The following is a 24,540-nucleotide window of genomic DNA, read 5'->3' as shown; positions in this document are numbered from 1 at the left end:
CACATGGCGTCGGCGAAGACACATGGTGTCGGAATGGCTGCGAAGCACTCAGTAGCCTGCTGGTCGTGGTGGACGGATTGCCCGGGCTCGGGCCCGAGCAGCGAGAACTTCTAGCTGGTTGAGCCCCAGTCGCCGGGGTCGTCGCCGATCACAACTGGGGGCTGGTCGAGACCCCGTTGCCGTGCCTGACGTCGACGACCTGTGGCCACTGCGCTGGGCCAGCGACATCACCCTGACCTCGGCCGCGAATGCGGCATCGGCAGGAACGACGACCTCGCCCAGACCTACCGCCTCTGGCCGTCCGCGGCTTGATCCGGTTCTCGGTGGGCTGCGTCTGTCCCGACTGGCAGGATCGGGCCATGCTTCGCTTCCCGACCCCGCTCAAGCCGGGAGACAAGATCGCCGTGACGTCGCCATCGGCCGGGGTGAGCGGCCCGGGCGCGGAGCGGGTCGCGTTCTGCGCGAACTGGCTGCGTCACGAGGGCTACGAAGTGATCGTCGGGGACTGCATGGACGGGTCGGGCATCACCTCAGCACCGTCCGAGCGGCGCGCCACCGAACTCACCGCGATGCTGTGCGACCCCGACATCCGCGCAGTCGTTCCTCCAAGAGGTGGTGAAACCGCGATCGACCTCGTCGACCTGCTCGACTGGAACGCCCTCGCAGACGCCGACCCGACGTGGCTCGTCGGCTACTCCGATATCTCGACTCTCCTGCTGCCCGTCACCACACGCTTGGGCTGGGCGACGCTGCATGGCGACAACCTCGCCGACACGCCCTACCGAACCCCGGCCGGACTGAAGTCGTGGATCGAGTTGGCGTCAGACACGGGGCCCCATGTTCAGAGCGACTCGGGCTTGATCGCTAGCTGGTGGCGATTGCAGAAAGACGCCCACGCCGTCGGCTGGAAGGACGTTGGCACCGGAAGTTGGCGACTCCACGGCGCCGAATCCATCGCCGCGTCCGGTCGCCTCATCGGCGGATGCATCGAGACCGTCGCCAATCTGGCGGGCACGCCCTATGGCGACGTCGCCGCGTTCGGCGAACAGCATGCCGAGGACGGACTGATCGTCTACCTCGAGGCCGCCGAAGATGAGGCAGTAGCGATCTGCCGCATCCTGCACGGCATCCGCCTGGCCGGATGGTTCGAGCACGCCAACGCGATCCTCATCGGACGGACCAGCGCCGCCGACAGCCCCAAGATGACTCAGGACGAGGCCGTGCTCGACGCACTCGGGCGCCTCGACCTGCCGATTGTCTTCGACGTCGAGATCGGGCACGTGCCGCCGCATCTCCCATTGATCAACGGCGCGCTGGCGACAGTGACTGTCGACGGGGGGACCCGGCAGATCACGCAAGAGCTGCGGTAGGACGCCAACTCCGGTCGTCAAGGTCCGCCGAACTCACCTTGACGATCAATAGGAACACTAGAAGGTGGAGACGCGCGACACCGGAACGAACTGGCGGGCACGGCAGTTATGAGCCGGGAGTCGCCCGTGAGTACGCGGCCCGGGTGGGCTTACCGAGTGCGCCGGGTGTCTGGCCAAAGCCCGATCAGGTTGCTGAATCGCTCGACGATCGCCGGCACGACTCCGGGAGCGTTGAGCGCCCGCGTGACGTCGGGATGAGTTGGTCGATCCGACCCGTCGGCCCACGACTCCAGGAGTGACAGCCCTGAGCCGAGCTCCGGCTCGATCTCGGTCCAGCGCTGAGCTCCGACCGACCGGCTGGTCGTCCAGGTCCGGTCGTGCACGCTCACAAGTCCGGCGACGGCCAGGAGTGTCTTCCGCGCGATCCGGACGCCGAGTACATCAGCCTGAGCTGCGCCGGACTCGTGTTGGTCCCGCCATCGCCGAAGATGTTGGGCGAGATCTCCGTTGAAGCCTCGTGCCGCTCGGGCGTCTGCGGGGAAAGCCGGTAGGTCGACTGCGTGATCGGGCCCGGCGAGATGGATGCAGTAGTGACGCAGGAAGACGCGATTGCCGTACGCCTCGTCAGACTCGCCAACGAAGTCGTCAGCCGTGGCAGCAGCGACTTCTACGCCTCGGCACAGCTGCGCGAACTCCCGTGAAAGGCGAGTCGCAACGGCGGCGGCACTCGGCAGATCGATCGATAGCAAGTCGACGTCGGAGCTTCCTGGTCGCGCGGTGCCATTCGCGACAGATCCATAGAGGTAGAGCGACGCGTCGTGCTCGACCGCAGCGATCGCTTCACGCACGACGGCCGCGAACTGTGGCGGTACGCGGTCGCGTCGAGCGCCAGTCTTGATCGTGCCGTCTTGCTCAATGCCTTCGAAAGGATCAGGCATCGGCTTCACCGGCACGGAGCAGGGTCTGAATCTGCGCCCAGGCGGCTGTACCGAGGTGGCGATCGGCGTTCTCGGTGCCGCCCCGTCGCATGCGGATTCCTCCGCTGACGGCCGGCTCGCCAGGGAGGATCGCACGGTGACCGGCATCTGGGTCGGACACGATCGTGGTCGTGAGGCCGTGCTCCGTCCTCCGAGCTTTGATCGCGGCCGACATCGCATCGGCAGGCCATACCTGGTCGTCGCCGCCCGCGACGAGGAGCAGGTCCGTGATGTCTTCGACGGCGATCGCGGCCTCGGCCACATGCTCGGGGTACCGCTTGCGACTCGCCTCATAGAGGTCGACGAAGGCCGGTATGTCGTTGTCCGACTCCCAGTCCTCGTCGAAGGGAACGTACGGAAGCGGTACGCCGCCGAGCGTCCAATGCGAGGTCTGCGTGCCGTCCGATCGGACACCGGCCCAGACAACGTCAGACGGAGCGAACGCAACCACAGCGTCGACCGCTCCGCTGTGGCAACCGGTCAGGAGCGCGGCCTCGGCCCCGAATGAGGTCCCGAACACCAACACGCGGTCACAACCTCGTTTGAGTTCTGCGACGCGCCCTAGGAACAGCTCCAGTGGAATTTCCCACGGCCCGTCGTGCTGGCCCGCACCGCCGAACCAACGAATGGACTCGGCCATCGCGCCGTTTCGTGCCAGCAGTTCGGCGCGCGCGAAGTCGATCCGTCCGCTGGAGCCTGCGAGCACCAAGGCGCCAACCCCGGTGGGGGTCGCAGGGACCCAACGCCCACCTTCCACTCCTGAGAGGTCAATCTGCCGCATAGCCGGACTCTCTCATGTGTGGATCACCAGCCGGGACGGTCACGGGGCGACGCAGGGGCGGTGGTCCTGACGTTGGTCGCGGGCCGCTCGTCTCTCATGCATCACGAACGGCTGCGGCGTAGGCGGCGTACGCGGATCGCCGAGCCGGTCGCGCTGGCACTGGTGGGTTCGTGCTGGGCGGTCGCGTTCGTGGTGGGTGCGCTGTCGGCCGTACCGGGTGTCGCGATCATCGGGCCTGTCCTCGCCTTCGCTGTCGTGTTCACCCTCGGAGAATGCTGGTACAGCCCCAGCTTCCAGCCGATGTTGATGCGGGTGGTCCCGAGCAGCGATCTCGGACGAGCAAGCGGCATCGCCGCCGCGTTCTGGAGCACGGCGACGTTTGTCGCGCCACCGCTGGGCGTCCTGCTGGTGGACTTGGCCCCACGCATGACCTTGTGGCTAGTGTGTGCGGCGAGCGGGCTGGTCGCCACCGGCTGCGACGCCTGGCTGCGCCGTGTCGGGGAGGTCCCGGAGCGAGTGGTCGGGCACGGGCCGCGGCCCTCGTCAGTTACCCTGTATCGACGATGATCGATTGTCCTGGCTGCGCGGCTATCGGCGCCGACCCAGCACTCGCGTCGGTCCATCACTGTGTCGAACCGCGCACGCAGTTCGCGAGTCCCGAGCTGATCGAGGCCATCGTCTACGCCGGCCATGACGCCGGCGACGACCCGCGGTGGCGCGAATCCGGCGCTCGGGATCGCGCACACTATGGGTTCTGGGCAAGCCGGTCGTGCGGCATTGTCTGTCTGCAGATGGTGCTCGAGCACCACGGCCGCCCGGTGCCGCTGCTGGTGGACGCGGCCGAGGCGGCGTTGGCTGCCGGCTGCTACCGACCCCGACCCGACGGCGGCCTCGACGGCCTGCTCTATCAGCCGTTCGTCGAGCACACGCGCGATCGGTACGGCCTGGACGTCACCGTCGAGACCAGCCTGACGCTCGATGGGATTACCGCCGCGCTGGGATCCGGCAGGCTCGTCGTGGCCTCGGTCCATCCCTCCCTGCGCCGGCCCGAGCAGCCTGCGGCCGGCCGCGGTGGTCACCTCGTGCTCGTGACGGGGATCGAGAACGAGCAGGGCTCGACGGCCGCCGCCGTCCTGCACGTCAACAACCCCTCAGGGCACCGAGAGAGCAGCCGCAGGGCGGTACTGTGCTGGACGGAGTTCGAGCTGTTCTTCGCCCGACGGGGCATGACTGTGCCCGCCCGACCGGACCGAGGTGTTCGCCGGCTGTTCGGCTGAGAACGCTGTGCCACCGACTGCGGATTTGACGTTCCGTTGGACATTCTGACGTCATGTCGACGCTCGTGTTGGAGCCCTCGCGCCGGTGCGGGACCTGCGCACTGGCCAGCGCAAACGACTCAATCCGGGGTAGCGACGGACTCCCTCATCTATTTTCAACTCGTCGGATTTAACTGGTAACGGGACGTGTCGGGGTGGGACAAGTAGCGGTCGGAGTGTCTTCGCGCCCCCGCTGGCCACCGGGCGACGGAAATCTGCTGTCGGTGTGCAGGCCGCTTCGGAAAGAATCCAGCAGGCTCACGCTGGAGGAGATCTCCCCGCCGTTCGCGCTACGGATCGCTTGCGGTCCTGTGGTGCTCACTGTCTTGCGCGACGACGACCTGCCAGAGCTCGTCGAACTCGTGCGTGGAGGCATCCAAGATCCTGACCTGCCCATGTCCTTCCTCCGGGCCTGGCACCAGGAGCTGTTCGCGCCCGCATGCTCTGACGGCTTCTCGGCGACCTCTCTGGCGTGGTGGTGGACCCAAAGGGCCACTTTCGCGCCCGACGAGTGGCACCTGGCCCTCGTGGTCCGTCACGACGGCGCGCCCGTCGGAATGCAGGACCTGCATGCGAAGGGGACTTCCCACAAACTCGCCACGCCATGACCGGCTCGTGGCTGGGGCGGGCCCACACGGGAAGGGGACCGGCCCGTTGATGCGTCAGCTTGCCGTTCGCTTCGCGTTCGACGAACTCGGTGCTCAGGGTGCGCGTCTGGCTACATCGTGGGGAATCACGCCTCAGCATCTGTCAGCCGCAAGGTCGAGTACGTCGACAACGGGCTCCATCTGCACAAGGCCAACGACGTGATCAGCTGCTTCCGATCCGTGCGAGCGGATCTGGCGCCAGGAGCACGCTTCATCTTCGACGTCTTCAATCCGAACCGGCGGTTCCTTGCCGACGCCGACGGTGTTCGACGTACCCGCGATGCCTTGTCGTTCGAAGACTCCGACCGTGGCAACATGAGAGTGGACGTGGCAGCGACGTACGATTCTGCCGCTCAGGTGACCCGCGGGACCTGGCACTTCTCCGCCGACTCAGAGCCCGACCTCGTCTTCGCCCGCGTCCACGCCGACCCAGCGTTCGCCGTGCAACTGACCAGAAGGTAGCGTGAGTCCATGCTGACGAAACTTGAGGTCGACGGGTTCAAGAACCTGTTCGATGTCTCCGTGGAGTTCGGGCCGTACACCTGCATTGCCGGCCCGAACGCGCTCGGCAAGTCAAACCTGTTGGATGCGATTGAGTTCCTCTCGCTGCTTATGGACTACCCCTTCATGGAAGCGGCCCAGCAAGTTCGGTCAGCAGGATCGCGGATGGGAGATCCGCGGACACTTTTCTGGGTCGACGAAACTGACACGCCGCCGCCGTCCATGACGCTCGCGGTTGAGATGATCGTCCCGGAGCAAGTTGAGGATGACTTTGGGCAGGAAGCAACTGCTACCAGTACCTTCCTCCGCTACGAACTTGAGTTGGAGTACGTCCCGCCGGGCGCGAACGGACCAGTGCAACTCGGCTCAATCCGTCTCGTCAGTGAGGACCTGAACTACATCACGCAGGGTAGGGCGGTCCAGAACTTGCGGTGGGCGCACAGCGCGGCGAAGTTCCGTCAGCAGGTCGTGAAGAACGACCGCAAAGGGACCGGGTACATCTCGACAGGCGAGGCGGGCACGTTCCAGGTGCATCAGGACGGGGGCAGCCGAGGGCAGCCTCGACGTTCGCCTGCTGCGCTTCGGACAGTGCTATCAACAATCAACACCGCCGATGATCCCACCGCACTCGCTGCGCGGCGGGAGATTCAGCAGTGGCGCAACCTCGCGCTTGAGCCTTCGGCCATGCGGGCCCCTGACTCGATTAACGAGCCTCCGCGGATTGGCCCGAACGGAGCTCATCTGGCTGGCGCCCTGTTTCGCCTGGCGCATCAGGGGCAGAGTCCCGATGTATACGCGCGGGTGGCAGCAACGGCGTCCGCTCTGACGGACATTCGCGAGGTTACTGTCGATTTCGATGCCAGACGGGACCTCCTCACTCTTGAGGCGCGACTGGGGCGCGGCCCTTTTCTCCCGTCACGGGCGCTCTCCGACGGCACGATGCGGTTTCTCGCACTCTCCGTGATTCAAGAGGACGAATCGTTCGGCGGTCTGGTGTGCATGGAAGAGCCCGAGAACGGGATCCATCCCGCCAAGATCGAAGCAATGGTGGATTTGCTCCGCGACCTCGCTGTCGATCCGCAAGAACCCCCCGGGAGCGACAACCCGGTGCGCCAGGTCATCGTTAACACTCACTCTCCGCGGTTCGTCCTGTTCCAAGACGATGCTGACGTGCTGCTCGCGTTGCCGCGGAGCCTCGTGAAGGGCGGGACGAGCTTCCAGACAGTGACCTTCGCTCCGATCTGGGGAACATGGAGGGCAAGCGACGGGTCTGGTGTGTCGAAAGGTCTCATCGGTGACTATCTGCTCGCTCCGGAGGACGCGCCGATGATGCTCGACTTTCCCGGGCGCCCGCTCGTAGAGACCGCGTAGATGCCGAGTGTTCATTTTGCTCTCATCCGTGAGGGCACGTCAGACGATGGCCTGGTGCGCCACATTCGGGATCTTCTTGTGCGTGCGGGGTTCGACGACGTAATCGGGGCGCCGCTTCAATACAAGGGGACCGTCGCCGAGCGCTTAGTGACGGTGCTGAGTGAAGGGGCAGTCCCAGAGTTGATCTTCGTGCACAGAGACGCCGACGCAGCCGACCCAGCGCCCAGGCACCGGGAAATTCACGACGCCGCTGCGTCACTCGATTGCACCGATCGCGTGGTTTCAGTGGTTCCGGTTCAGGAGCTTGAGGCCTGGCTCCTAACGGACCAGGCGGCCATACGGTCCGTTGTTGGGCGGCCCAACGGGCGGACCCAGTTGAGCGTGCCACGTGTCGCGCGTCTCGAAGCGACCTCAAGCCCGAAGGAGGTGCTCCGTTCCGCGTGTATCGACGCCAGTGAGACGTCCGGTGCACGTCGCAAGAAGGAGGCGGCTCGGTTCAGCACCCGTCGGGCCAGCCTTCTTGAACAGTTGGACATAGACGGCCCTGTCAGTCAACTGCCCTCATGGCAACGCTTTGTGACGGATCTGAATGCAGCGGCGGCGCGACTACTGGCTGGAGCCATTGGACCGTGACCTTGCGGGAGTTCGCTGTGGCAGAACTGTGGCAGGACGACCATTCGCGGCCGGGAGACGCCAACAACGTCCAATGCCTTGTCGCAGGTCAGCCCATATTTCCAACAATCACTGGCAACTACCGCTGAGCGTGTCGCGCTCCCCCTGGAACTGCCGTTGCTGCTGTCCTTGAGTGGGCTGGTACCGCGGAGAATCAACCATCGCACTTCGGGACTTGCCCGGATAGTCCTCACGGCTTGAGCCCCGGCGCCGACCTGAGCGAGCTGGTCCGTGGCCGTCGGCGCGACGTCGCGGCCCGGGCGCCTGGTTCAACTCAGCGGTCGTCGACGAGCACGCTGACGTAGCGCGCATAGTCGGCGCCGGCGGCCGTGGCGTGGGACTCGTGCGTCTTCGCGCTGTAGCCGAGGGCCTCAGCCACGATCGCGACCGGCGCGAGCTTGGTCAGCTCATGCAGCGTGCCCAGCCGGGCCGCGCGGGTGCCGAAGCCCCGTTGGCGCGGGCGGTCACGCAGGCTCATCGCGTGGATGTGCTGGCCAGGGGAGAAGCCTCGGAAGACCCAGTTGCTGTTGGGGCGGGCCGCGGTCTTGTCGTGACCGGGGTTCGCAGCGAGTTTGCGCCAGGGCGCGTCCAGAGGAGCAGTCAGGGCGATCGCGAAGCTACCGAGGGTGACGCTCACGAGCTCCTCGCTCACCTGGACGTCGTCCCAGGTCAAGGCGACGACCCGCTCGATCTGCTGCCCGAAGACCAGCACGAGGATGGCGGCAGCGCGGTCGCGCACGGTAAGGGCGGTTCCGGCGACGACCTCGTTGAGGGTCAGCTCCTGGTCGGCGGGACTGAGCTTCGTGCTCGTTCCTCGGCGGTGGCGCGGGACCTTGAGCCCGGCTGGTGCGATGCGGTTCTGCATGCACCAGTTGAGGAACCGGTCGACGATGAGGTGGGTGGTCGATCCGGTGAGGATCCATCGGTCGACGTCGGCCTGGCGGAGGTCCTCGAGGGGGATCTCCTGCTCGTGCAGCCAGTTGAGGAAGTTGATCGCGACGGTCACGGTCTGCTTGCTGCGTAGCAATGTGCCGTTGAGGACGGTCTCCATCTCGTGCATGCGGCGCAGGTGATGCCACCGGACGTAGCGGTCGATGACGGCGCGGTTGTCGTCGTGGGTGAGGCGCTCGAGCGCTGATCGTGCCCACTCCTGGTAGCGCACGATCGCCTCATCGCGGCGGGGGAGGACCCCGTGCTCGACGAGCAGCCCGCGGACATAGTCGCGTGTGCGTGAGCGGGGGAGTTCGTCGATTCCTTCGTGGTTGATGCGCGGGTGAACCGCGAGCTCCTTGAGGAAGGCCGTCACGTGAGTCTGGTTGATCCAGGTCAAGCCGCTGTTCGCGCGCTCCATCGACTTCAAGGCCTCGGCAAGCGGGAGGAGGATCTGGGCCACGGCCCCGGCCTCAGGGTCGGTGAGCAGCCGGTCGACGGTGTCGCTCAACGTGCAGTGCCAGCACAGGCCGTGCCGGTACAGCTCGTCCTCGGCACCGCAGCGGACGCAGTCGATGTTGAGGGTGATGCCAGCACAGGAGCGACACGCCGGCTCTCCGTCAACGCGGCCAGGAAGCACCCCCACGTGGCCACACGAGCATGTTCCCCGGGTCCGCTCCGCCTGCTGGTAGCAATAGCCACAGATCTCATCGCCCGACCCCCACCGCACCACGAGGTAGTAGCCACCGCCGCACCGATCGCAGGGGATCTCGCGTCGACGCTCGGGATCGTCGGGCTTGCGCGGCCGGGCCATCGAGTGATCAGCCCTCGTCGCTGGGGCGGATCAGCTTCACTCGTCTCGCGATCGGCTGGCCAGGCTGAACCCCGATGTCTTGCGGACGCCGCGGCGCATCAGCGGTCGCGGCCGCTCGCAGCTCCACGACGGGCTCGAAGAGATCGCCGGGCGCACAGTCCAAGATGTCGCACAGGGCCGCGAAGGTGCGTGCCGGGATCCGCTCGGGTGCGGCGGTCACAAGCCGGTGGACCTGGGCAGGGGAGAGGCTGATCCCGCGCGACTTCAACAGCGGGATCAGCTCGGTGGTCTTCCACAGATTGCGTTGGGCCATGACCTGGCGAAGGTTCCACTTGAATCCGATGCGGCGTTGCTCAGTCATGACTCGGTATCTGCCTTCCGGCAAGGCGTTGGGCGATCATCTTTTGCACGGTCTTCTGCTTGAAGTCGGAGGATACGGATGTCTACAGCGCCGTTGTCGAGGAGTAGCTGTGACCCACCTGATGCTGGACGAACATCGGGTCGTAGCCGGCCTCGATCAGGTGGGTGACGTAGGAGTGACGTAGGAGTGACGTAGGGCGTGCAGCGTGAGCTCGTCCGGCAGTCCGGCACGCTCTCGCGCGCGTTTGGAGGATCGGTCCAGCGTCCTCACCACGACTGAGCCGCTGCGCTCCGAGGGCCACATCGCGGTTGAGCGGTCAGCGGTCGCGAACAGCTCACGACCCGCAGGCGACAGCCAGAACTTCACCAGGTCAACGACCCACTCGAACTGCGGAACCGTCAGCACCGTGCGGCGCCGGGGTCCCGACCCCTTGGTCCCCTTGGCCCAGCGGACCTGGAGGGAACCGAAATTCCCGTAGGCGGGAACGTGAGGGTTCGGACCGAAGTCGACGTACTCCAGCATCGTCAGCTCGCGTCGGTGCAGCCCGTAGGCATACCCGACCTTGATCGCGACCGAGTCGCGCAGTGCCGGCAGCCAGCCCTTCGAGCCGGCGGCGTACTCCTCGTCGACGATGTCGTCCGCGGCGTTCAGCAGTGCCTCCATCTCGTCGAGGGTCAGTGCCCGTCGACCTGGCGGAACGGCGTCATCGGTCGTATGACGTGGCGAGTTCCAGTCGAAGACGATCTGGCTCGGCAGGTCGTTGAAGAGTCGCTCACAAAAGGGTGCCCAGCCGTAGGCCGGCTCGGACAGGTAGCTGCAGAACGCCCGGATGGCGCCGGCCTGCATGCGCAGTGTTGAGACCGTCGCAGGCTTCTCCGCGGTTCGGCGATCGGCAAGGTAGTGCTCGAGGTGGAACGGTCGCCAACGCCACGGGTACTCGTTGGCGTGCTCCTGGAATCGCTCCACAACGCGGCACGACGCCTTGATGTACTGCGTCGACAGTCCACGCGCCAACAGCTGCGAGCGCCAGCCATCGACCATGGCCTCGAAGACTCGCTGGTCAGCACGGAGCAGCCCGATTTCCTGCCTGAGCAGCATGTCCGGGATCCGTCCTGGCACGATCTCCATGAGCGAACTATACGCGGGTTTCTCTCACTAAACGAGAGACAACGCCGCTGACCTGGGCTGTTGCCCCACACCGCTCGCGCCGTACGCACCTAATACGACGCGCCACACGGCGCCTGGCCTGCATAGATGCCTCATCACGGCCAGAGACGAGTTCTCTCATCTGTTTCGACTCGTCGTACTTGATCGCCGATAAGCGACATTATGTCAACTTCTAATCATGTTGGTGTCCTCCAGCAGTGACCACCCGGTCCCCTGTCCTGTCTCGGTTGAGTCGTGGCAGCCTCACTGAACCTGACACGTTCGAGATCCGTCTCGTACAAGGCGACTCTGGCGGTCGCTCGTCGCGATCTGGGCGTGCAGGTCCACGTTCAGGCGAGTTGGCGCTTGAACGTGACCGCCCGATGCTCCTGAACTTTGCCCCTGAGGTCGTGACGTCGGCGCCCAGCCGTTTCGCCGTGATGCTGCCGGCCTCCGTCGTGTGGATCGCGTAGGCACACGCCCGACTACGTCGGCGGAATGTCAGACGGCAAGCGGTCATGATCGAAGTGCGCCGCGACGAGCGGGCTGCGAAGGATGCACACGTGTTCGACGCGACCGCCAACCAGGGCGACATAACTCCCCTGCTATCCGCGAACGTTCGCCGACTCTCGGGATACTCCACTGTCACGCCCAAGAAGTCACGGACGCGCTCCTGGACGCCGGCACCAGGTCGAGCAGACCGTCGGACCCACCCCATCACGTCGGTAATCCCGTCGCCTGTTCTCCCATGCTTGTTCCACCCCCTCTCGTTTGGCGAACTCGACGGGGTTCCGAGGTCTCGCATACCACCCCGCGAGGGAAGCAGCCCCGCGTACGCCCTCAATCCGATCTCCCCCAACCGGTGCGCCTTGGCCGGCTGGCCCCTCCTCCTTCCCCAGAATTGCCGTCAGACGACTCCCTCTTGCTGCGATGGGATCGACGATCCGAATGCCGGGAGGGGCTGTACTTCATGCGCGCGTTGCTCCTGAGTGGCGGGCTGGGTGTGATCTGCGCGCTGGTGGGAACCCACGTCGCCATCGGATGGTTCACCCGTCGCGGCTTCGGCCAGCCGATCAGGGAGGACGGTCCGACGACACATCACGTCAAGCGGGGTACGCCGACCATGGGCGGTCTCGTGATTCTCCTGAGCGCCACGGCGGCGTACCTGGCGGCGACGATCCTCACCGGCAGGTGGCCGAGTGCCAGCGCCTGGCTTCTGATGTTGCTGTTCCTCGGTTGTGGGGTCGTGGGGTTCCTCGACGATTTCATCAAGGTCTACACCCAGAACAATCAGGGCCTGAGCAGCCGAGCCAAGATGATTGGCCAGACGCTGGTCGCGCTCGCCTTCGGAATCCTGGCCACGCACTTCTTCGCCGACGAGCGAGGTGTCAGGCCGGCGTCGCACTACATCTCCACCACCCACGACTGGGTCAAGCTGCCCCTGGTCGTGGTCTTGCTGGTGATCTGGTTCATCGTCACCGCGACCTCCAACGGCGCCAACCTCGCTGATGGCGCGGACGGCCTGCTCGCTGGGGCCTCGGCGATCATCTTCGGCGCCTACACCACCGTGAACGTCTGGCAGAACAACCAGATGTGCGGCTCCTCGCGGCCCACCGTGGTGGAGTCGCAGTGCTACCAGGTGCGCGACCCTCTCGACCTCGCGGTCTTTGCGGCCGCCATCGCTGCGGCCTGTGTCGGCTTCCTCTGGTGGAACGCCAAGCCCGCGCGGATCATCATGGGTGATGTCGGCTCCCTCGCCATCGGTGGCGCCCTGGCCGGACTGGCCATCATGTCCCGTACCGAGTTCCTGATGGCGGTCATCGCTGGACTCTTCGTCCTCGAAACGATGTCGGTGGTTCTGCAGATGAGCTATTTCAAGCTGACGAGACGTCTCACGGGCACCGGGCGTCGCCTATTCCGGATCGCTCCCATCCACCATCACTTCGAGCACCTGGGGTGGGACGAGGTCACCGTCGTCATCCGCTTCTGGACCATTGCGGGGATCTGCGTCGCGGGCGGGCTCGGAGTCTTCTATGCCTCCTGGCTGGCCTGAGCCTCCAAGGGCCATGACGCCCGGCGTGGGACCCGCCCTATTCCCTGATCGCTTGGGGAGCGAGGTCGAGGCTGAGCGATGCCAGACCTTCGACAGGCCTGAATCCGAGTCTCCGATAGAGGCCGAGCGCGGTTTGGTTGTCCGGTTCAGTCACGAGGGACAGCCGTGTCGCGCCTGCTGCACGCGCTGCCTGGCGGACGGCGCCGACCAGAGCGGTTGCCGCTCCTTGGCGACGGAACCCGGGTAGGACGTAAAGGTCACGGAGCAGCCAGAACCGTCCCATGACCAAAGACGCGGGGACAGCGTGGCCGGTCGCCAGGCCGATGGGAGGTGCCTCAGCCAGCGAGTCAACGGACGCTGTATAGACCGTGAGCATGTTCGACTCGACCATGTCGGTGAGCCAGCCGAGGGTGCGTTGGTCCCCGTCTGACGGCTCGCCGTAGTGGTGCCGGTACCGGTTGAACAAGCCGCTGGCCGCTGCGAGCGTCTCGTCGGTGTCGCACGTCGTGACCCGCAGCGTGTCCCTGGGGACCGAAGTGTCGCTCATGTCTGCCTCAATCTCACTGTCTCTGGTGGTCAGCCTCTCCCCGATGTTCGGGAGCCCGGAACGCTTGTCGAAGCCCTACTCCCGCCGGCACACGACAGCCGCGGTCGCTATCGTCAGGCTATGGCCTTGAGTGACGCCGAGGTTGCGATCGCCGCCGCCCGGGCAGGAGCCGACGTGGTGGCACGCTCGTACGGCGGCCCGCAGATGCGGTTTGCCAAGTCGGCCACCGACTTCGCCACCCAGACGGACATCGACGCCGAGGCGGCGATCCTCGAGGTCCTGGCCCGACACCGTCCCGACGATGCACGGACCGGAGAAGAGTCCGGCGAGTCGGGCGTCCGCAGCGCCGCTCGGCGCTGGCTTGTGGACCCGCTCTGCGGGACGCTGAACTTCGCCGCCACCACACCGCTTGTCGTGGTCAACGTCGCCCTGGTCTCTGCGGGCGCTGCCTTGGCGGCAGCGGCCGCAGATCCGGTTTCGGAGGAGCTCTTCTGGTCCGACGGCACGCGGGCCTACTGTCGTCGAGGGGCGCAAGATCAGGCTCTGACCCCGACCTCCCACTCCGGTCTGGTCGACATCAACTGTGACGGACCACTGGACCGACCGTTCGTCGGCGGCCAACTCGTGGGCGACGCCCGGCTGCGGACGGCCTACGGTCCGCGGGTCATCTCCTCCACGTTGGGTGTCGCATGGGTCGCAGCCGGACGTCGAGCGGCGTACGTATCGGACGGTCGGTTCCGGGACAACGTTCACTTCGCCGCGGGCATCGCACTTTGTGACGCCTCGGGCTGCGTCATCAGCGATCTCGACGGGAATCCGCTCCACACCGGTCGAGGCCTGATCATCTCGGCCGACCAGGACACCCATGACCGGATGCTCGAACTGGTGGAGCCGCATCTTCGAGCAGTGCGCTCGAACTCATGAGGAGCCCGGCCCCTCCGGAACACCAAGGCCCGCTCCCCCAGCGTCACTCGGCCGGCTCGTGCCGCACTTCGATCGGCTCGGTGATAGTCACGTCGATCGGATCTGAGCCACCCGGCAATTGGGTGGTGGGAGGATATGACCACAGCGCCACCAATCCGGTCGCCTGTCTCAACAGTTCTGACGCACCCAGCGCTCCGTACGAGACCATGTGACCGGTGACTGGCAGCCCTCTCAGTTGTTCCACGCGCCAGCTGAGCCGCGGTCAGTTCGCGCCCCCGTGTCGGCCGGAATCTGCGTGCGGTCAAATCGGTCGGGACTGAAGGTGGTGAGCTCTGGTCGTGACTCGGATCTGATGATCGCTGCGCTGAGCAGGTCGGCTATGGCCGGTGCCAGGGTCACTCCGCTGTGTGTGACAGCTTCGTAGTAGCCACCGAGTTCGTGCAACCGTCCCAGGCTGGGCAGACCGTCTAGCGGGATGGGCCGACACACGATCCGAGCCTCCTGTGTGTCGCTGCCTCGAAGGGCCGGAACGACCTCGACCGCCAACTTCATCAGCATGTCGACGGCCTGAGCGTTATCGTCGACGTCAAGGGACTCCAGTAGAGCATCGACCCTCCTGCTGTGCAGCAGGATACGTCCCTGACTATCCGGACGGATCTCGACCTTGGGCGTGTGCATGGCGGTGTGCACCAGCCTGCCGGGAGCGCGCAGGCGCACCACGAGACCTGGACTGTATTGCATCGGCAACGGCTGCCCCACCAGTGCGCCCACTCGTCCCGCAGAGGCACCTGCGGCATTGACGACGGCGTCGACGTGCCACTGTCGGCCATCTGCGCATCCGACGCCCACGACCGTGCCGTCTGCCGTCTCGATCCGGTCGACATGCGATCGCAGATGGATCTCCGCGCCGAGCGTGGCAGCCCGCCTGGTCAGATGCTGAATCAGGTCAGGAACGTCGATCCACGACTCCTCCGGGGCATAGACAACGGGGTGGTCGGGGCTGGGAAAAGTGACGCCGGGTTCGAGTGCCTCGGCGATGACGCGGGCGGGACGCATCTCGATTTGATAGCCCGCGGCACGGAGTTCATGCACGCGTGCTTGTAGCATCGGCGTCCGCTCCTCGTTGTCGGACCACAGCAGATGTCCGGCCTGGTGAAGCCACGTTCCGTTTCCGAGGTCCTTGGCTAGCGCGCGATGCGCCGCCATTCCTCTCCGACAGAGATCGAAGTAGGGACCCGGGTCCTTGGAACTGGCGTTGACCCACGCGAAGCTAACACCGCTGGCGCCCTGTCCAAGATCACCGGACTCGAAGAGCAGCACGTCGGCGGCGTACTCACTCAGGCGATGTGCGAGGGCCGTGCCGACAACGCCTCCGCCGATGACAGCAACCTTCATCGACTCTGCCTTCCTGTGCGCACTGATTGAGATCCTGTCGGCTGCTACCCAAACCGACAAGTACCTTTGCCGTGCTCGCTACCGCGGTCCAGGCCGGGCCTGCCGGGGTTGGTCGCCGTCGCTGTGAGCGCCTCCGTCATCGACTGAGCCACGCCGGAGACGTCGGCGAGCCTCGACAGCACCCTGGCCTGTTCCTGTTTGATCGGGTTGTTCGATCAGCCGCACCGGTGGTGTGTCACGTACCTGGCGCCGGGTGACCTCCCGATGAGCGGTCGGCCCAGCCGCGACGGTCAGCGATCCTCCGCGATCGATGCCAGCCGATCGATCGATGCCTGGAGCTTGGCAGACGTCGTCGCCTTCGCCCGGGGAATCCGCTGGTCATCGGAGAGCTGCGTCCAGTCGTACGTATGGGTGACCCGCGTCCTCGACGCGCCGACCGGCTCCAGCTCCCATCGCCACAGGTGCCCGGGCGGCTCCTGACCCGGTTCGGCCGGCCTCCACGCGATGCACCTGCCCTCGGCGAACTCGACCACATGGTTCTCCCGAACGTTCCCGTTCGTGATCGTCATCGTGAAGACATCGCCGACCGACCGGACTCGCTCGCCGGGACGCCCCTGCGACAGGTTGTCATTGCCGTCCCAGCGGGGCTGCTCGGTCGGCTCGGCGATCAGCTCGAAGATCTCGGCGGCTCCGGCCGCGATCTCGCGACTGGCGCTGACGATGCGCGGACCTGACTCGTCATCGGTCATGGGGCCATGCAACCACTCTTTCGCACCTACGTCTCCTGCCGCGGAGAGTCACCTACGCCCGGGGCAGGACGACGTAGAACGACACCCGGCACCGCGTTCCACGGTCCGCTGTCCCATGCTGCGTTGCCACCGAGGCGCCGACGACCTTACGGTTGCCGGAGACGACTGGCGTGGGTGGGCCACCACCGGGGAGTGGAAAGCGGGGCATCGACCGCCTGGGTGCTTGCGCAGCCACCTCAGGAGTGCCATGACGCGGATTCTCCACCTCTCCGACACGCACGTGTCCACAACAGGTAGGGACATGGACGGCGTCGACGCCATCGCGGCCGTTGAGCGCATCCTGTTCGACGCACGTCACGTGCCCGGCCTCGACGCCGTCGTCGTCAGCGGGGACATCGCCGACGACGGGTCAGCTTCTGGTTGCAAGGCAGTTCTCGAACGGGTCGGCGCCTTCGCCGCCGACCGGGGCATCCCGCACCTCTACAGCACCGGAAATCACGACACCCGAGACTCCTTCCGGGAGGTACTCGGCAGCGGACACCTGAGTCCCGACGGACGTGATCGCGGTGCGTTGATCGACCCTGACACCGAGTTCTGTGCTGCGGAGAGCTACGTCGGCGGTCTCCGTGTCATCACATTGGACAGTCTGGTTCCTGGCTCCACATGGGGCCTCCTCGAGAAGGATCAGTTGGCACACCTCTCGCGGATCCTGGCGTCGCCGGCGCCTCACGGCACGGTTCTCGCCTTTCACCATCCACCGATTCACCCGGCTTCGATCCCGCAGGTGGCCAAGGTCGTCCTTCAGAACATCGGGGACCTCGAGGAGAGGGTGCGAGGAAGCGACGTCCGCGCAATCCTCACCGGCCACTTGCACTTCCAACTCAGTGGCTACCTGACGGGCATCCCTGTCTGGGTGACCCCCGGCGTCGTCACTCGCATCGACACATCCGCGCCACCGCACCTCGTTCGCGGTGTGCTGGGCGCCGGCGCCACGGTGGTCGAACTGCCCGACGACGGCGCCGCCCCGACCTTCCACCTCCTCATCGCCCGCGATCAACGCGCAGGTGAGCAGGTCTACCTCTACGACGCCGAGAGCGGCGCAGACACCACGGAGGGGTATCCACCAGAACACAGTCGTGATCGACGAGCGGGAGCTTCTTCACCCTCGTGATCCCTTCGGCAGGTCGATCCCGCCGCCTGTCCCCCTCTCCGCTCGGCAACCTCCAGCCCGGGCGGCGCGTCGGACCGACTGACGGACGGTGTCGTCGACCTGCAGATGATCAGGTCGGAGGATCGTCGCCCGCTCGAGGAGGCAGTGATGAAGGCACGGGTGGTGCTCGCAGCGGTTGCGGTCGCAGTCGTGGTGGCGGCCGGCGCCGACGGTATCGGCGTGGCACGAAGCAACTCTCGGGCAGGAACGGCCACCGACGCCACGGCGCGGGCCGGTGCCGCCGCAGCTGGTTCGCTCAACGCTCCGATGACCAGCGACGAGGTCCCCCAAACACCGCACTTCGGCGTGAACGCACGTGGCCAGACCTACGGCGCGATCCCCGATCACGGGATGGCCGAGCCGGCCAGCACCTGGCCGGATCTCGTCGCGATGTACATCCCCGGCGCGGAAGGGGACGCCGACGTCGGCTATGTCTACAGCGACGACATCGACGACGCCGACCGGCCCCAGCCGAGAACGCCAGCCGAGGCGCTGGCCCGACAATCGGCCAACGCCGGGACGCGCATCACCATCTACGCAGCCGATGGAGTGACCGTGGTGGGCTACTTCGTCCCATCGACGGGACGCCCGGGCGACGCGACCCGTCCGACCGAAGCGGCCGACTGACTCTCGCGGCCGCGAATGTCGTTGACGCCTGGCAGCGGGACGACGAGGGTGTCGTCATGAGCCGGTACGTCGACTATCCCGCCGAGGGAGCACCGGTCGGCCGCTGCGTCGTCCTCCCGGGGCGGCAATACACCGCCGATCGACCGCTCCTGTTCTTCGCCACCGAGGTGGCGTCGATGCGAGGCTGGGAGGTCCGTCAGGTCTGGTGGGAGCCCCCAGCGCGCGATCGCCGTGACATCTCCGAGGAGACGTCCTGGGTGTGCGATCAACTCGACGCCGCCGTCGACGGCTACGACGGATCGGTGCTGATCGTCGCCAAGTCGCTGGGCACCCTGGCGGCCGCGCGCGCCGCGGAGCGCGACTACGACGCAGTCTGGCTCACGCCGCTCCTGGGTGAGCCGGACGTCGCCGAGGTCCTCCTGACCTATCCCGGCAGACAGCTCTCGGTCATCGGCTCCGAAGACCCGTACTTCCGCCGCGCCGTGTTCGACGCGCTTCCCGGAGAACGTCTGCTGGTCGCCGGCGACCACGTCCTACGAGTCCCCGGCGACCCGGTCGCGATGGTGGCCAGCCACGGCCAGTTCGTGCGGTCGTTCGACGCATGGCTCGCTGCCGAGAGGCCCTAGCCCATGGAGTTCGTCTCGGTGCCGAAGGCGCGGCCCGGGGACAAGGTCGCGGTGCTCTCGCCCTCGTTCGCGGCTCCGGCCGTCGCCTCCGCGATCCACCAGCAGGCCATGGACGGCAGCGCCCACCGCCTGGTCGCCGACTACCGGTGAACGGCCCGTGCGGGTGCGACCCGGCGACCGGTCGAGGGTTCGCCGAGGGGGCGCTCAGTCCCGGTCAGCTGCAGGCGGAGCTCGCGTAGACCAGGAACGCCCGCACCTGCTTCTCCTGCTTCGTGCTGAGTCCCAGGTCGGTCATCGCATTGAGCTGTTTCTTGGTCGTGCTCTCGTCGATCGACTCGAGCACCGAGAGATAGGCCTCGAAGCCCAGGCGCTGCTTGGCGGAGATGTCCGACGGCGTACCGGTCTTCTCCATCGCGGCGGCGACCTTGGCGACGTCCTTGCCGTTCTTCACCGTGGTGCTGGTCAGCGCGGAGCAGAAGTCACTTGTCTTCGCGTCGGTCGGTGCGCTGCTGCCGCTCGACGCCGAGGCGGACGCGCTGGCCGAGGAGGCCGAGTCGGACTGGCTTCCGCAGCCGGCGGTCAGCAGCGTGGTGGCGAGGACCGCGGTCAGGGCGAGCCCGGTACGGAGCACAGTGTCGCTTTCGGTCGAGGACATCGGAGGAACCGTCAACGATGTGCCCTCAAGCTGTGCATCCGTCCGACCAGACTGGCAGGAGCCTGTGCCCCACCTGGGTACGGCGCCGAGCTCGCGGTGCGACCCGAGCCGACGGTGACCTCGCGACTGTGACATGGGTCATGTTCTTGCCTTCGCGTTCCCGGGCACGCCGATCGGAGGGGTTCGCTCCCGGACCCTGCCACCACCGAGAGGCGCGCACATGCGCAAGCTCGGACTCGCGGCGATCGCCGCCATCGCTACCTTCTCCCTGGTCGGCTGTGGTTCATCGGATGACTCGGCCGACTCGACTGGCGACACCGGTGCCACGTCCTCTGCCCCGGCCAGCAGCACGGCCGACGACACGACCTCCACGCCGACGACCACCGCCTCGGCACCCTCGGTCACCGCGTGGTGCACGGCGTACACCAGCGAGCCGGAGATGTCGAACGACATGACCGCCACCGAGGTTGCCGACGAGTTGGACAAGACATTGCAGGATCTCCGGTCCCTCGGCTACCCCGACGGCATGCCCACCAACGTCCAATCCGCGATCGAGGACCAGTACCCCGGGATGGAGTCCTTCATCAAGGCGCTTCGGGCGTTCGGCGACGAGACGATCTCGGACCTGCGCACCGACGACGCCAAGAAGACCCGGTGGGAGGCGTTGGAGAAGCAGAGCAGCGACGCCCTGGACACCCCGGCGGTGGTCAGCACGTACCTGGACAAGAACTGCTGAGCCGGACCTGATGGACCGCGCCGACGGCCACCCGGCTAAGGACGTACGGCGCGATCCACCTCCTCCGCCGCAACGTAGACCCACGCGGTGACGCCGGAGGCGAGCCGCACCTCGATCCGGGTGTAGTCGTCGACCTCGTAGTCGTCCGCGGCGGCCAGCTCCGCATCGTCGAGCTCGAGGTAGGCACCGGTCACGACCCCGTCGGCGCTTCCCCGCCGCAGGATCGGATGCCGATCCGAGCCGCTGGTGGCGACCACCGCAGGATCGGTGATCCGCACCCAGCCGAGGCCGAACCCCGGCAGCGCGTCGTCGGTGGTCGGCACCGCGCGGCCGAACACCGCGGCCTGGACCTCGGGCTGGCGGAGCGTGCCGTAGGAGAAGACCCGGTGCGTCATGGGTCAAACCTACGGTGCGGCATTGACCCCGGGGGTGATGGGGAGGACGGTGGAGCGATGGCAGAGAACTCGGCACGTCGTACGCCGCCGCGGGCCGCCCGCGGCTTCAACAAGGTCGCGCTGCGGGCATCGGGCACCCGGTGGATGCCGATGTGGGCGACGATCGAGCATCGCGGTCGCAAGTCCGGGACCGCCTATCGCACGCCGGTGGCGATCGTCGTCGCCGACGACGAGGCGATCTACGTCGGCCTGCCCTGGGGCCGCACCACCGACTGGGTGCGCAACCTCCAGGCGGCCGGCGGCACGATCGTGTGGAAGGGCGACAAGATCCCGGTCACCGAGGTGAGCTTCGTCGACCGCGACCAGGCGGCCGCGGCGTGCAACTCGGTCAAGCGTCAGGTCGTCTCCCGGATGCCGATGCGGGACTTCCTCCGCATCGCGCGCCCGACCACGTCGTAGCGCTCGGCCTGCGCCCGACGGCGACACCGGCCGTCAGGAGCGCTCCGCGGACCGGCTACGCGGGAACCGGTCCGAGGCGAGGAAGGGCACCAACGTCTGCCGAGCCGAATCGGTGAGCGGTAACCCGGGCACCAGGGTGGGGTCCACGAAGACGATCCGTCTGCCCTCGTGACACTCCACATCCGCGTCGCTCAGGTCGGCCTCGGCGACGTACATCGCCATCCGGTCGTGCGAGCCGGTCTCGACGTGGAAGACGTCGTACTCCCCCACCAGGGTGAGCGCCTCGGGTGGGAGCCGCAGCGCGGTCTCCTCCTTCAGCTCACGGATCGCCGCCGCGAGGAACTCCTCACCGGGCTCGACGTGGCCGCCCGGCAGCCCCCATCGGTCCGGCGCGATCGTGGCGTGCTCGTCGCGCTCCTGCATCAGCAGCCAGCCGTCGGCATTGACGAGTACGACGCACGCGAATCTCACCATCGCCCCGATTGTGCCAGTCCAGATCCACCGATCCCGATCATCCGCCGCGACGCGCCGACCACCGACGCTGACCGGACTGGCGCGGGTGGGCTGGCGCGCGAAGCCGGCCGGCGCCTACGGTGCGCGGGTGCATATCGTCGCCGATGCCGGTGCGCCCTCCCCCGCCACCCAGGCCAGCTACCGCGAGCACCTGCGCGTGCCGGACCTCAGCCTCGGCACCTACTCGCTGCCGGCCGGCGGCACCGATCCGCAGCGGCCGCACAGCGAGGACGAGCTCTACCTCTGCATCGCCGGCCATGCCCGGCTGTGGACGCCGACGGCGACCGCCGAGATCCGGCCGGGAGTGGTGGCCTTCGTCCCCGCAGGCGAGGAGCATCGCTTCATCGACATCGCCGAGGACCTCACCGTGCTGGTGGTCTTCGGGCCCGCCGAAGGCACTCGAGCCGGGTGAGGGTCCGCCGGATCGAGGGACCGATGGCTCAGAGCTGACCGCCGGCGTCCACCACGTGCGTCGTACCCGTGACGAACCGACCGGAGTCGGCGACCAGGTAGAGCACGGCGTCGGAGATGTCCTGGGCGTCCAGGCCGGCCGTGGGCAGCTTGTTGAGCTGGCGCGCGGCCACCTCGTAGTCGGCCCGGGTCGGGTTCTCCAGGTCGGGACGGAAGAGCCGGTAGGTCGGCTCGTTGAGCACCATCTCGGTGTTGACCGTGGTCGGGTGGATCGTGTTCACCCGGATGCTGTGTGGCGCCAGCTCGACCGCGAGCACCTTCATCAGTCCGATCAGTCCGGCCTTGGCCGCCGAGTAGTGCGCGGTGTTGGCGTTGGCCTTCAGCGCGGCCAGCGAGGAGGTGATCACCACCGAGCCACCGCGCCCGCCCGCGACGATGTGCGGGACCGCCGCCCGGATCGTGCGGAACTGGCCGGAGAGGTTCACCTCGATCATCGTGTCCCAGGTCTCGTCGTCCATCTCCAGCGTCGGCGCCGGCACCGAGATCCCGGCGTTGGCGAGCACGATGTCGAGCCGGCCCAGCTCCGCCACGCCGTCGTCGACCGTCCGCGTCAACGCCGCCGAGTCCCGGATGTCGACCTCGCCGGCGATGATGCGCCGGTCGAGCGCCTCGACCTGACGGACGGTCTCGGCGAGCTCCGCGGGCGTGGCGCCGGGGTACGGCACGGTCTCGATGTCCCGGCAGGCGTCGACGGCGATGATGTCGGCGCCCTCGCGCGCCAACGTGAGCGCGTGGCTCCTTCCCTGTCCGCGTGCCGCGCCGGTGATGAACGCGACCTGACCCTCGAGCCGACCTGACATGCCACTCCCCTGTCTCGTGTGGGACTGTCTCGTGTGGGACACCTCACTGCTGCCCCCAGGCTATGTGGCACTGCGTGCCACATCAAGGCGAGCCGTCGGGCCGATGAGCGCCACCGGACTCCCGGCGAGGCACAATGAGCGGATGAGCGTCGCCACCGACACCACCGTGACCACCGGAGACGGACGCCGTGCCACGTCGGCCGCCCACCTGTCCCGAGTCGGCCTGCAGCTGTTCTTCGAGCACGGTTTCGACGAGACCACCGTGGACGAGATCGCGGACGCCGCCGGCATCGGACGGCGTACCTTCTTCCGCTACTTCGCCTCCAAGAACGACCTCCCCTGGGGTGACTTCGACGCCCTGGTCGCCCAGATGCGCCAGCGACTCTCCCAGACCTCCGACGAGGTGCCACTGGTGGACGCGCTACGCGACGCGGTGATCGCGTTCAACACCTATCCGCCCGAGGAGCTGCTGCCCTTGCGGCAGCGGATGGAGCTGCTGTTGCGGGTCCCGAGCCTCGTCGCACACTCGGCGCTGCGCTATGAGTCCTGGCGGCAGGTGATCGCCGAGTACGTCGCCCGCCGATGCCACCTCGACGAGGACGACCTCGAGGCGCAGGTCGTCGCCTGGACGTTGCTGGCGACCTCGCTGGCCGCCTACGAGGAGTGGCTGCGCCACGAGGACGCCGACCTGCTCGACGTCCTCGACCGGGCGATCCGGCAGGTCGGGACGACCTTCGGCGGCTGAGCCCGGACCGTGGGCGAGCCCGCCGCCGGATCGCTCATCACTCCGGCCTGATCCATCCACGGGCCGTGCTCTCGGCGATGAGGGCGGACACGGCCGCGTGCAGGCGGCTCGAGCCGGGTTCGATGCCGGCGGCACGGGCACGCACGGTGCCGAGGTTCGCGCCCGGCATGCCCCAGGTGCCGCCCTCGTTGAGCCAGTTGAGCAGCATCGGCTCCACCCGGTCCAGCGCCCTGCCGAAGCGTGCCTCGGGGGTGGTGCCGGCCTCGTACTCCTCCCACATCGCCCGCAGCTGGGCTGCCTGATCCTCGGGGAGTTGGGTGAAGAGCCGGTCGGCGGCGGCCGCCTCCCGGACGGCCTGCGTCCGGACCGCCGCCGGATCGTAGACGGGACTGTCGCCGGCATAGATCTCGATCAGGTCGTGGATGACGACCAGCTGGATCGTGCGGCCGACGTCGATCGGCTCCTCGGCGTACTCGGCGAGCACGATCACCATCAACGCGAGGTGCCAGGAGTGCTCCGCGTCGTTCTCCCGGCGCTCCTCGGCGGCGAGCAGCGACGCCCGAAGGACCGACTTGAGCCGGTCCACCTCGGCGACGAAGGCGAGCTGCGAGGCCAGCCGGGCGCCGATGCCCGGCGGGAGCGGGTTGCGGTCGATCAGGCGTTCCTGCACGCCGATGAGCCTCTCACGCCCGGCAGCACTGGCCGGATCCGGACGTTGACGTGACCGCGGTCACCTCCCTAGCGTGGTG

General features: G+C 67.1%; 30 protein-coding genes. 17 read left to right on the top strand and 13 right to left on the bottom strand.

The window, feature by feature from the left end; all coding sequences use genetic code 11:
- Window positions 1–359 precede the first annotated feature (359 nt).
- The gene (locus QM638_RS00695; RefSeq protein ID WP_415140003.1) at window positions 360–1,370 is read left to right on the top strand and encodes a S66 family peptidase; all 1,011 of its coding nucleotides are present in this window, start codon (window positions 360–362) and stop codon (window positions 1,368–1,370) included.
- Window positions 1,371–1,519: 149 nt separating this feature from the next.
- On the opposite strand, the gene QM638_RS00690 is transcribed toward QM638_RS00695, so the two are convergent.
- Both QM638_RS00690 and QM638_RS00685 read right to left on the bottom strand, forming a co-directional pair.
- Entirely contained in the window at window positions 1,520–2,323 is an 804-nt protein-coding gene (locus tag QM638_RS00690) for a nucleotidyltransferase domain-containing protein (protein WP_415140002.1), read from the bottom strand.
- Entirely contained in the window at window positions 2,301–3,053 is a 753-nt protein-coding gene (locus QM638_RS00685; protein ID WP_415140035.1) for an acyl-CoA thioester hydrolase/BAAT C-terminal domain-containing protein, read from the bottom strand. Before QM638_RS00685 ends, QM638_RS00690 begins: the two co-directional genes overlap by 23 nt.
- 171 nt (window positions 3,054–3,224) lie before the next feature.
- On the opposite strand from QM638_RS00685, the gene QM638_RS00680 reads away from it, so the two are divergent.
- The 6 genes from QM638_RS00680 (at window position 3,225) to QM638_RS00655 (ending at window position 7,596) form a co-directional block, all read left to right on the top strand.
- Complete coding sequence (locus QM638_RS00680; protein ID WP_415140001.1) at window positions 3,225–3,695, top strand: MFS transporter; 471 nt, start codon at window positions 3,225–3,227, stop codon at window positions 3,693–3,695.
- Window positions 3,692–4,405, top strand: coding sequence for a C39 family peptidase (locus QM638_RS00675; RefSeq protein WP_415140000.1), 714 nt, complete (start codon window positions 3,692–3,694; stop codon window positions 4,403–4,405). The genes QM638_RS00680 and QM638_RS00675 overlap by 4 nt, the downstream gene beginning before the upstream one ends.
- 350 nt (window positions 4,406–4,755) lie before the next feature.
- Window positions 4,756–5,052 (top strand): hypothetical protein, encoded by a 297-nt coding sequence (locus QM638_RS00670; RefSeq protein WP_415139999.1) that lies wholly within the window; start codon window positions 4,756–4,758, stop codon window positions 5,050–5,052.
- A gap of 219 nt (window positions 5,053–5,271) precedes the next feature.
- Complete coding sequence (locus QM638_RS00665) at window positions 5,272–5,553, top strand: hypothetical protein (protein ID WP_415139998.1); 282 nt, start codon at window positions 5,272–5,274, stop codon at window positions 5,551–5,553.
- A gap of 9 nt (window positions 5,554–5,562) precedes the next feature.
- The gene (locus QM638_RS00660) at window positions 5,563–6,963 is read left to right on the top strand and encodes an AAA family ATPase (protein ID WP_415139997.1); all 1,401 of its coding nucleotides are present in this window, start codon (window positions 5,563–5,565) and stop codon (window positions 6,961–6,963) included.
- Window positions 6,964–7,596 (top strand): DUF4276 family protein, encoded by a 633-nt coding sequence (locus QM638_RS00655; protein ID WP_415139996.1) that lies wholly within the window; start codon window positions 6,964–6,966, stop codon window positions 7,594–7,596.
- Between the two features lie 313 nt (window positions 7,597–7,909).
- Here QM638_RS00655 and QM638_RS00650 read toward each other — a convergent pair whose 3' ends face one another.
- From QM638_RS00650 to QM638_RS00640, 3 genes are all read right to left on the bottom strand, one after another.
- The gene (locus tag QM638_RS00650; protein ID WP_415139995.1) at window positions 7,910–9,379 is read right to left on the bottom strand and encodes a hypothetical protein; all 1,470 of its coding nucleotides are present in this window, start codon (window positions 9,377–9,379) and stop codon (window positions 7,910–7,912) included.
- A 7-nt stretch (window positions 9,380–9,386) separates the two neighbouring features.
- Entirely contained in the window at window positions 9,387–9,740 is a 354-nt protein-coding gene (locus tag QM638_RS00645; RefSeq protein ID WP_415139994.1) for a helix-turn-helix domain-containing protein, read from the bottom strand.
- A gap of 82 nt (window positions 9,741–9,822) precedes the next feature.
- Window positions 9,823–10,041 carry a tyrosine-type recombinase/integrase gene (locus QM638_RS00640; RefSeq protein WP_415139993.1) on the bottom strand — a complete coding sequence of 73 codons (219 nt, stop codon included), beginning with the start codon at window positions 10,039–10,041 and terminating at the stop codon, window positions 9,823–9,825.
- Between the two features lie 1,815 nt (window positions 10,042–11,856).
- Here QM638_RS00640 and mraY point away from each other — a divergent pair.
- Entirely contained in the window at window positions 11,857–12,939 is a 1,083-nt protein-coding gene (gene mraY / locus QM638_RS00635; protein WP_415140034.1) for a phospho-N-acetylmuramoyl-pentapeptide-transferase, read from the top strand.
- A 37-nt stretch (window positions 12,940–12,976) separates the two neighbouring features.
- On the opposite strand, the gene QM638_RS00630 is transcribed toward mraY, so the two are convergent.
- Window positions 12,977–13,486: a GNAT family N-acetyltransferase gene (locus QM638_RS00630; RefSeq protein WP_415139992.1), complete on the bottom strand. Its 510-nt coding sequence runs from the start codon at window positions 13,484–13,486 to the stop codon at window positions 12,977–12,979.
- 120 nt (window positions 13,487–13,606) lie between these two features.
- Here QM638_RS00630 and QM638_RS00625 point away from each other — a divergent pair, with 120 nt between their 5' ends.
- Window positions 13,607–14,410: an inositol monophosphatase family protein gene (locus QM638_RS00625; protein ID WP_415139991.1), complete on the top strand. Its 804-nt coding sequence runs from the start codon at window positions 13,607–13,609 to the stop codon at window positions 14,408–14,410.
- Between the two features lie 231 nt (window positions 14,411–14,641).
- Here the strand turns inward: QM638_RS00625 and QM638_RS00620 are convergent, their stop codons facing one another.
- Together QM638_RS00620 and QM638_RS00615 are read right to left on the bottom strand one after the other, a co-directional pair.
- The gene (locus tag QM638_RS00620; RefSeq protein WP_415139990.1) at window positions 14,642–15,805 is read right to left on the bottom strand and encodes an NAD(P)/FAD-dependent oxidoreductase; all 1,164 of its coding nucleotides are present in this window, start codon (window positions 15,803–15,805) and stop codon (window positions 14,642–14,644) included.
- Window positions 15,806–16,095: 290 nt separating this feature from the next.
- The gene (locus QM638_RS00615; protein WP_415139989.1) at window positions 16,096–16,554 is read right to left on the bottom strand and encodes an SRPBCC family protein; all 459 of its coding nucleotides are present in this window, start codon (window positions 16,552–16,554) and stop codon (window positions 16,096–16,098) included.
- A 247-nt stretch (window positions 16,555–16,801) separates the two neighbouring features.
- On the opposite strand from QM638_RS00615, the gene QM638_RS00610 reads away from it, so the two are divergent.
- The 4 genes from QM638_RS00610 (at window position 16,802) to QM638_RS00595 (ending at window position 19,167) form a co-directional block, all read left to right on the top strand.
- A complete protein-coding gene (locus tag QM638_RS00610) occupies window positions 16,802–17,725 on the top strand; it encodes a metallophosphoesterase family protein (protein ID WP_415140033.1) in 924 nt (307 codons plus the stop codon).
- A gap of 147 nt (window positions 17,726–17,872) precedes the next feature.
- Window positions 17,873–18,391: a hypothetical protein gene (locus QM638_RS00605; protein WP_415139988.1), complete on the top strand. Its 519-nt coding sequence runs from the start codon at window positions 17,873–17,875 to the stop codon at window positions 18,389–18,391.
- 56 nt (window positions 18,392–18,447) lie between these two features.
- Window positions 18,448–19,017: a hypothetical protein gene (locus QM638_RS00600; protein WP_415139987.1), complete on the top strand. Its 570-nt coding sequence runs from the start codon at window positions 18,448–18,450 to the stop codon at window positions 19,015–19,017.
- A 3-nt stretch (window positions 19,018–19,020) separates the two neighbouring features.
- The gene (locus QM638_RS00595; RefSeq protein ID WP_415139986.1) at window positions 19,021–19,167 is read left to right on the top strand and encodes a hypothetical protein; all 147 of its coding nucleotides are present in this window, start codon (window positions 19,021–19,023) and stop codon (window positions 19,165–19,167) included.
- A gap of 64 nt (window positions 19,168–19,231) precedes the next feature.
- On the opposite strand, the gene QM638_RS00590 is transcribed toward QM638_RS00595, so the two are convergent.
- Window positions 19,232–19,672, bottom strand: coding sequence for a hypothetical protein (locus QM638_RS00590; protein WP_415139985.1), 441 nt, complete (start codon window positions 19,670–19,672; stop codon window positions 19,232–19,234).
- A 220-nt stretch (window positions 19,673–19,892) separates the two neighbouring features.
- Here QM638_RS00590 and QM638_RS00585 point away from each other — a divergent pair, with 220 nt between their 5' ends.
- Entirely contained in the window at window positions 19,893–20,408 is a 516-nt protein-coding gene (locus tag QM638_RS00585; RefSeq protein WP_415139984.1) for a hypothetical protein, read from the top strand.
- A gap of 35 nt (window positions 20,409–20,443) precedes the next feature.
- Here QM638_RS00585 and QM638_RS00580 read toward each other — a convergent pair whose 3' ends face one another.
- Entirely contained in the window at window positions 20,444–20,803 is a 360-nt protein-coding gene (locus tag QM638_RS00580) for a gamma-glutamylcyclotransferase family protein (protein ID WP_415139983.1), read from the bottom strand.
- Window positions 20,804–20,860: 57 nt separating this feature from the next.
- Between QM638_RS00580 and QM638_RS00575 the strand changes: the two genes are divergently transcribed.
- A complete protein-coding gene (locus QM638_RS00575; RefSeq protein WP_415139982.1) occupies window positions 20,861–21,262 on the top strand; it encodes a nitroreductase family deazaflavin-dependent oxidoreductase in 402 nt (133 codons plus the stop codon).
- Window positions 21,263–21,295: 33 nt separating this feature from the next.
- Here QM638_RS00575 and QM638_RS00570 read toward each other — a convergent pair whose 3' ends face one another.
- Entirely contained in the window at window positions 21,296–21,736 is a 441-nt protein-coding gene (locus QM638_RS00570) for an NUDIX domain-containing protein (protein WP_415139981.1), read from the bottom strand.
- 85 nt (window positions 21,737–21,821) lie between these two features.
- Here QM638_RS00570 and QM638_RS00565 point away from each other — a divergent pair, with 85 nt between their 5' ends.
- Window positions 21,822–22,187, top strand: a complete 366-nt coding sequence (locus tag QM638_RS00565) for a cupin domain-containing protein (RefSeq protein ID WP_415139980.1) — start codon at window positions 21,822–21,824, stop codon at window positions 22,185–22,187.
- Between the two features lie 28 nt (window positions 22,188–22,215).
- Here QM638_RS00565 and QM638_RS00560 read toward each other — a convergent pair whose 3' ends face one another.
- Complete coding sequence (locus QM638_RS00560) at window positions 22,216–23,046, bottom strand: mycofactocin-coupled SDR family oxidoreductase (protein ID WP_415139979.1); 831 nt, start codon at window positions 23,044–23,046, stop codon at window positions 22,216–22,218.
- A gap of 142 nt (window positions 23,047–23,188) precedes the next feature.
- Here QM638_RS00560 and mftR point away from each other — a divergent pair, with 142 nt between their 5' ends.
- The gene (mftR, locus tag QM638_RS00555; RefSeq protein WP_415139978.1) at window positions 23,189–23,791 is read left to right on the top strand and encodes a mycofactocin system transcriptional regulator; all 603 of its coding nucleotides are present in this window, start codon (window positions 23,189–23,191) and stop codon (window positions 23,789–23,791) included.
- Between the two features lie 37 nt (window positions 23,792–23,828).
- On the opposite strand, the gene QM638_RS00550 is transcribed toward mftR, so the two are convergent.
- On the bottom strand, window positions 23,829–24,461 hold the full coding sequence (locus tag QM638_RS00550; protein WP_415139977.1) for an HD domain-containing protein: 633 nt from the start codon (window positions 24,459–24,461) through the stop codon (window positions 23,829–23,831).
- Between the last annotated feature and the right edge of the window lie 79 nt (window positions 24,462–24,540).

The organism is Nocardioides sp. (assembly GCF_047606145.1).
GTDB lineage: Bacteria > Actinomycetota > Actinomycetes > Propionibacteriales > Nocardioidaceae > Nocardioides.
Note: the sequence above shows the minus strand (reverse complement) of the source record. Positions and strands in the feature narration are given on the sequence as shown.

Excerpts from the sequence above, each read along its gene's own strand:
- mraY (WP_415140034.1), top strand. The coding sequence starts at position 11,857 with ATGCGCGCGTTGCTCCTGAGTGGCGGGCTGGGTGTGATCTGCGCGCTG.
- QM638_RS00600 (WP_415139987.1), top strand. The coding sequence starts at position 18,448 with ATGAGCCGGTACGTCGACTATCCCGCCGAGGGAGCACCGGTCGGCCGC.
- QM638_RS00610 (WP_415140033.1), top strand. The coding sequence starts at position 16,802 with ATGACGCGGATTCTCCACCTCTCCGACACGCACGTGTCCACAACAGGT.
- QM638_RS00630 (WP_415139992.1), bottom strand. The coding sequence starts at position 13,486 with ATGAGCGACACTTCGGTCCCCAGGGACACGCTGCGGGTCACGACGTGC.
- QM638_RS00575 (WP_415139982.1), top strand. The coding sequence starts at position 20,861 with ATGGCAGAGAACTCGGCACGTCGTACGCCGCCGCGGGCCGCCCGCGGC.
- QM638_RS00615 (WP_415139989.1), bottom strand. The coding sequence starts at position 16,554 with ATGACCGATGACGAGTCAGGTCCGCGCATCGTCAGCGCCAGTCGCGAG.
- QM638_RS00680 (WP_415140001.1), top strand. The coding sequence starts at position 3,225 with ATGCATCACGAACGGCTGCGGCGTAGGCGGCGTACGCGGATCGCCGAG.
- QM638_RS00650 (WP_415139995.1), bottom strand. The coding sequence starts at position 9,379 with ATGGCCCGGCCGCGCAAGCCCGACGATCCCGAGCGTCGACGCGAGATC.
- QM638_RS00620 (WP_415139990.1), bottom strand. The coding sequence starts at position 15,805 with ATGAAGGTTGCTGTCATCGGCGGAGGCGTTGTCGGCACGGCCCTCGCA.
- QM638_RS00570 (WP_415139981.1), bottom strand. The coding sequence starts at position 21,736 with ATGGTGAGATTCGCGTGCGTCGTACTCGTCAATGCCGACGGCTGGCTG.
- QM638_RS00605 (WP_415139988.1), top strand. The coding sequence starts at position 17,873 with ATGAAGGCACGGGTGGTGCTCGCAGCGGTTGCGGTCGCAGTCGTGGTG.
- QM638_RS00655 (WP_415139996.1), top strand. The coding sequence starts at position 6,964 with ATGCCGAGTGTTCATTTTGCTCTCATCCGTGAGGGCACGTCAGACGAT.
- mftR (WP_415139978.1), top strand. The coding sequence starts at position 23,189 with ATGAGCGTCGCCACCGACACCACCGTGACCACCGGAGACGGACGCCGT.
- QM638_RS00695 (WP_415140003.1), top strand. The coding sequence starts at position 360 with ATGCTTCGCTTCCCGACCCCGCTCAAGCCGGGAGACAAGATCGCCGTG.
- QM638_RS00645 (WP_415139994.1), bottom strand. The coding sequence starts at position 9,740 with ATGACTGAGCAACGCCGCATCGGATTCAAGTGGAACCTTCGCCAGGTC.
- QM638_RS00560 (WP_415139979.1), bottom strand. The coding sequence starts at position 23,046 with ATGTCAGGTCGGCTCGAGGGTCAGGTCGCGTTCATCACCGGCGCGGCA.
- QM638_RS00580 (WP_415139983.1), bottom strand. The coding sequence starts at position 20,803 with ATGACGCACCGGGTCTTCTCCTACGGCACGCTCCGCCAGCCCGAGGTC.
- QM638_RS00625 (WP_415139991.1), top strand. The coding sequence starts at position 13,607 with ATGGCCTTGAGTGACGCCGAGGTTGCGATCGCCGCCGCCCGGGCAGGA.
- QM638_RS00660 (WP_415139997.1), top strand. The coding sequence starts at position 5,563 with ATGCTGACGAAACTTGAGGTCGACGGGTTCAAGAACCTGTTCGATGTC.
- QM638_RS00595 (WP_415139986.1), top strand. The coding sequence starts at position 19,021 with ATGGAGTTCGTCTCGGTGCCGAAGGCGCGGCCCGGGGACAAGGTCGCG.
- QM638_RS00590 (WP_415139985.1), bottom strand. The coding sequence starts at position 19,672 with ATGTCCTCGACCGAAAGCGACACTGTGCTCCGTACCGGGCTCGCCCTG.
- QM638_RS00675 (WP_415140000.1), top strand. The coding sequence starts at position 3,692 with ATGATCGATTGTCCTGGCTGCGCGGCTATCGGCGCCGACCCAGCACTC.
- QM638_RS00585 (WP_415139984.1), top strand. The coding sequence starts at position 19,893 with ATGCGCAAGCTCGGACTCGCGGCGATCGCCGCCATCGCTACCTTCTCC.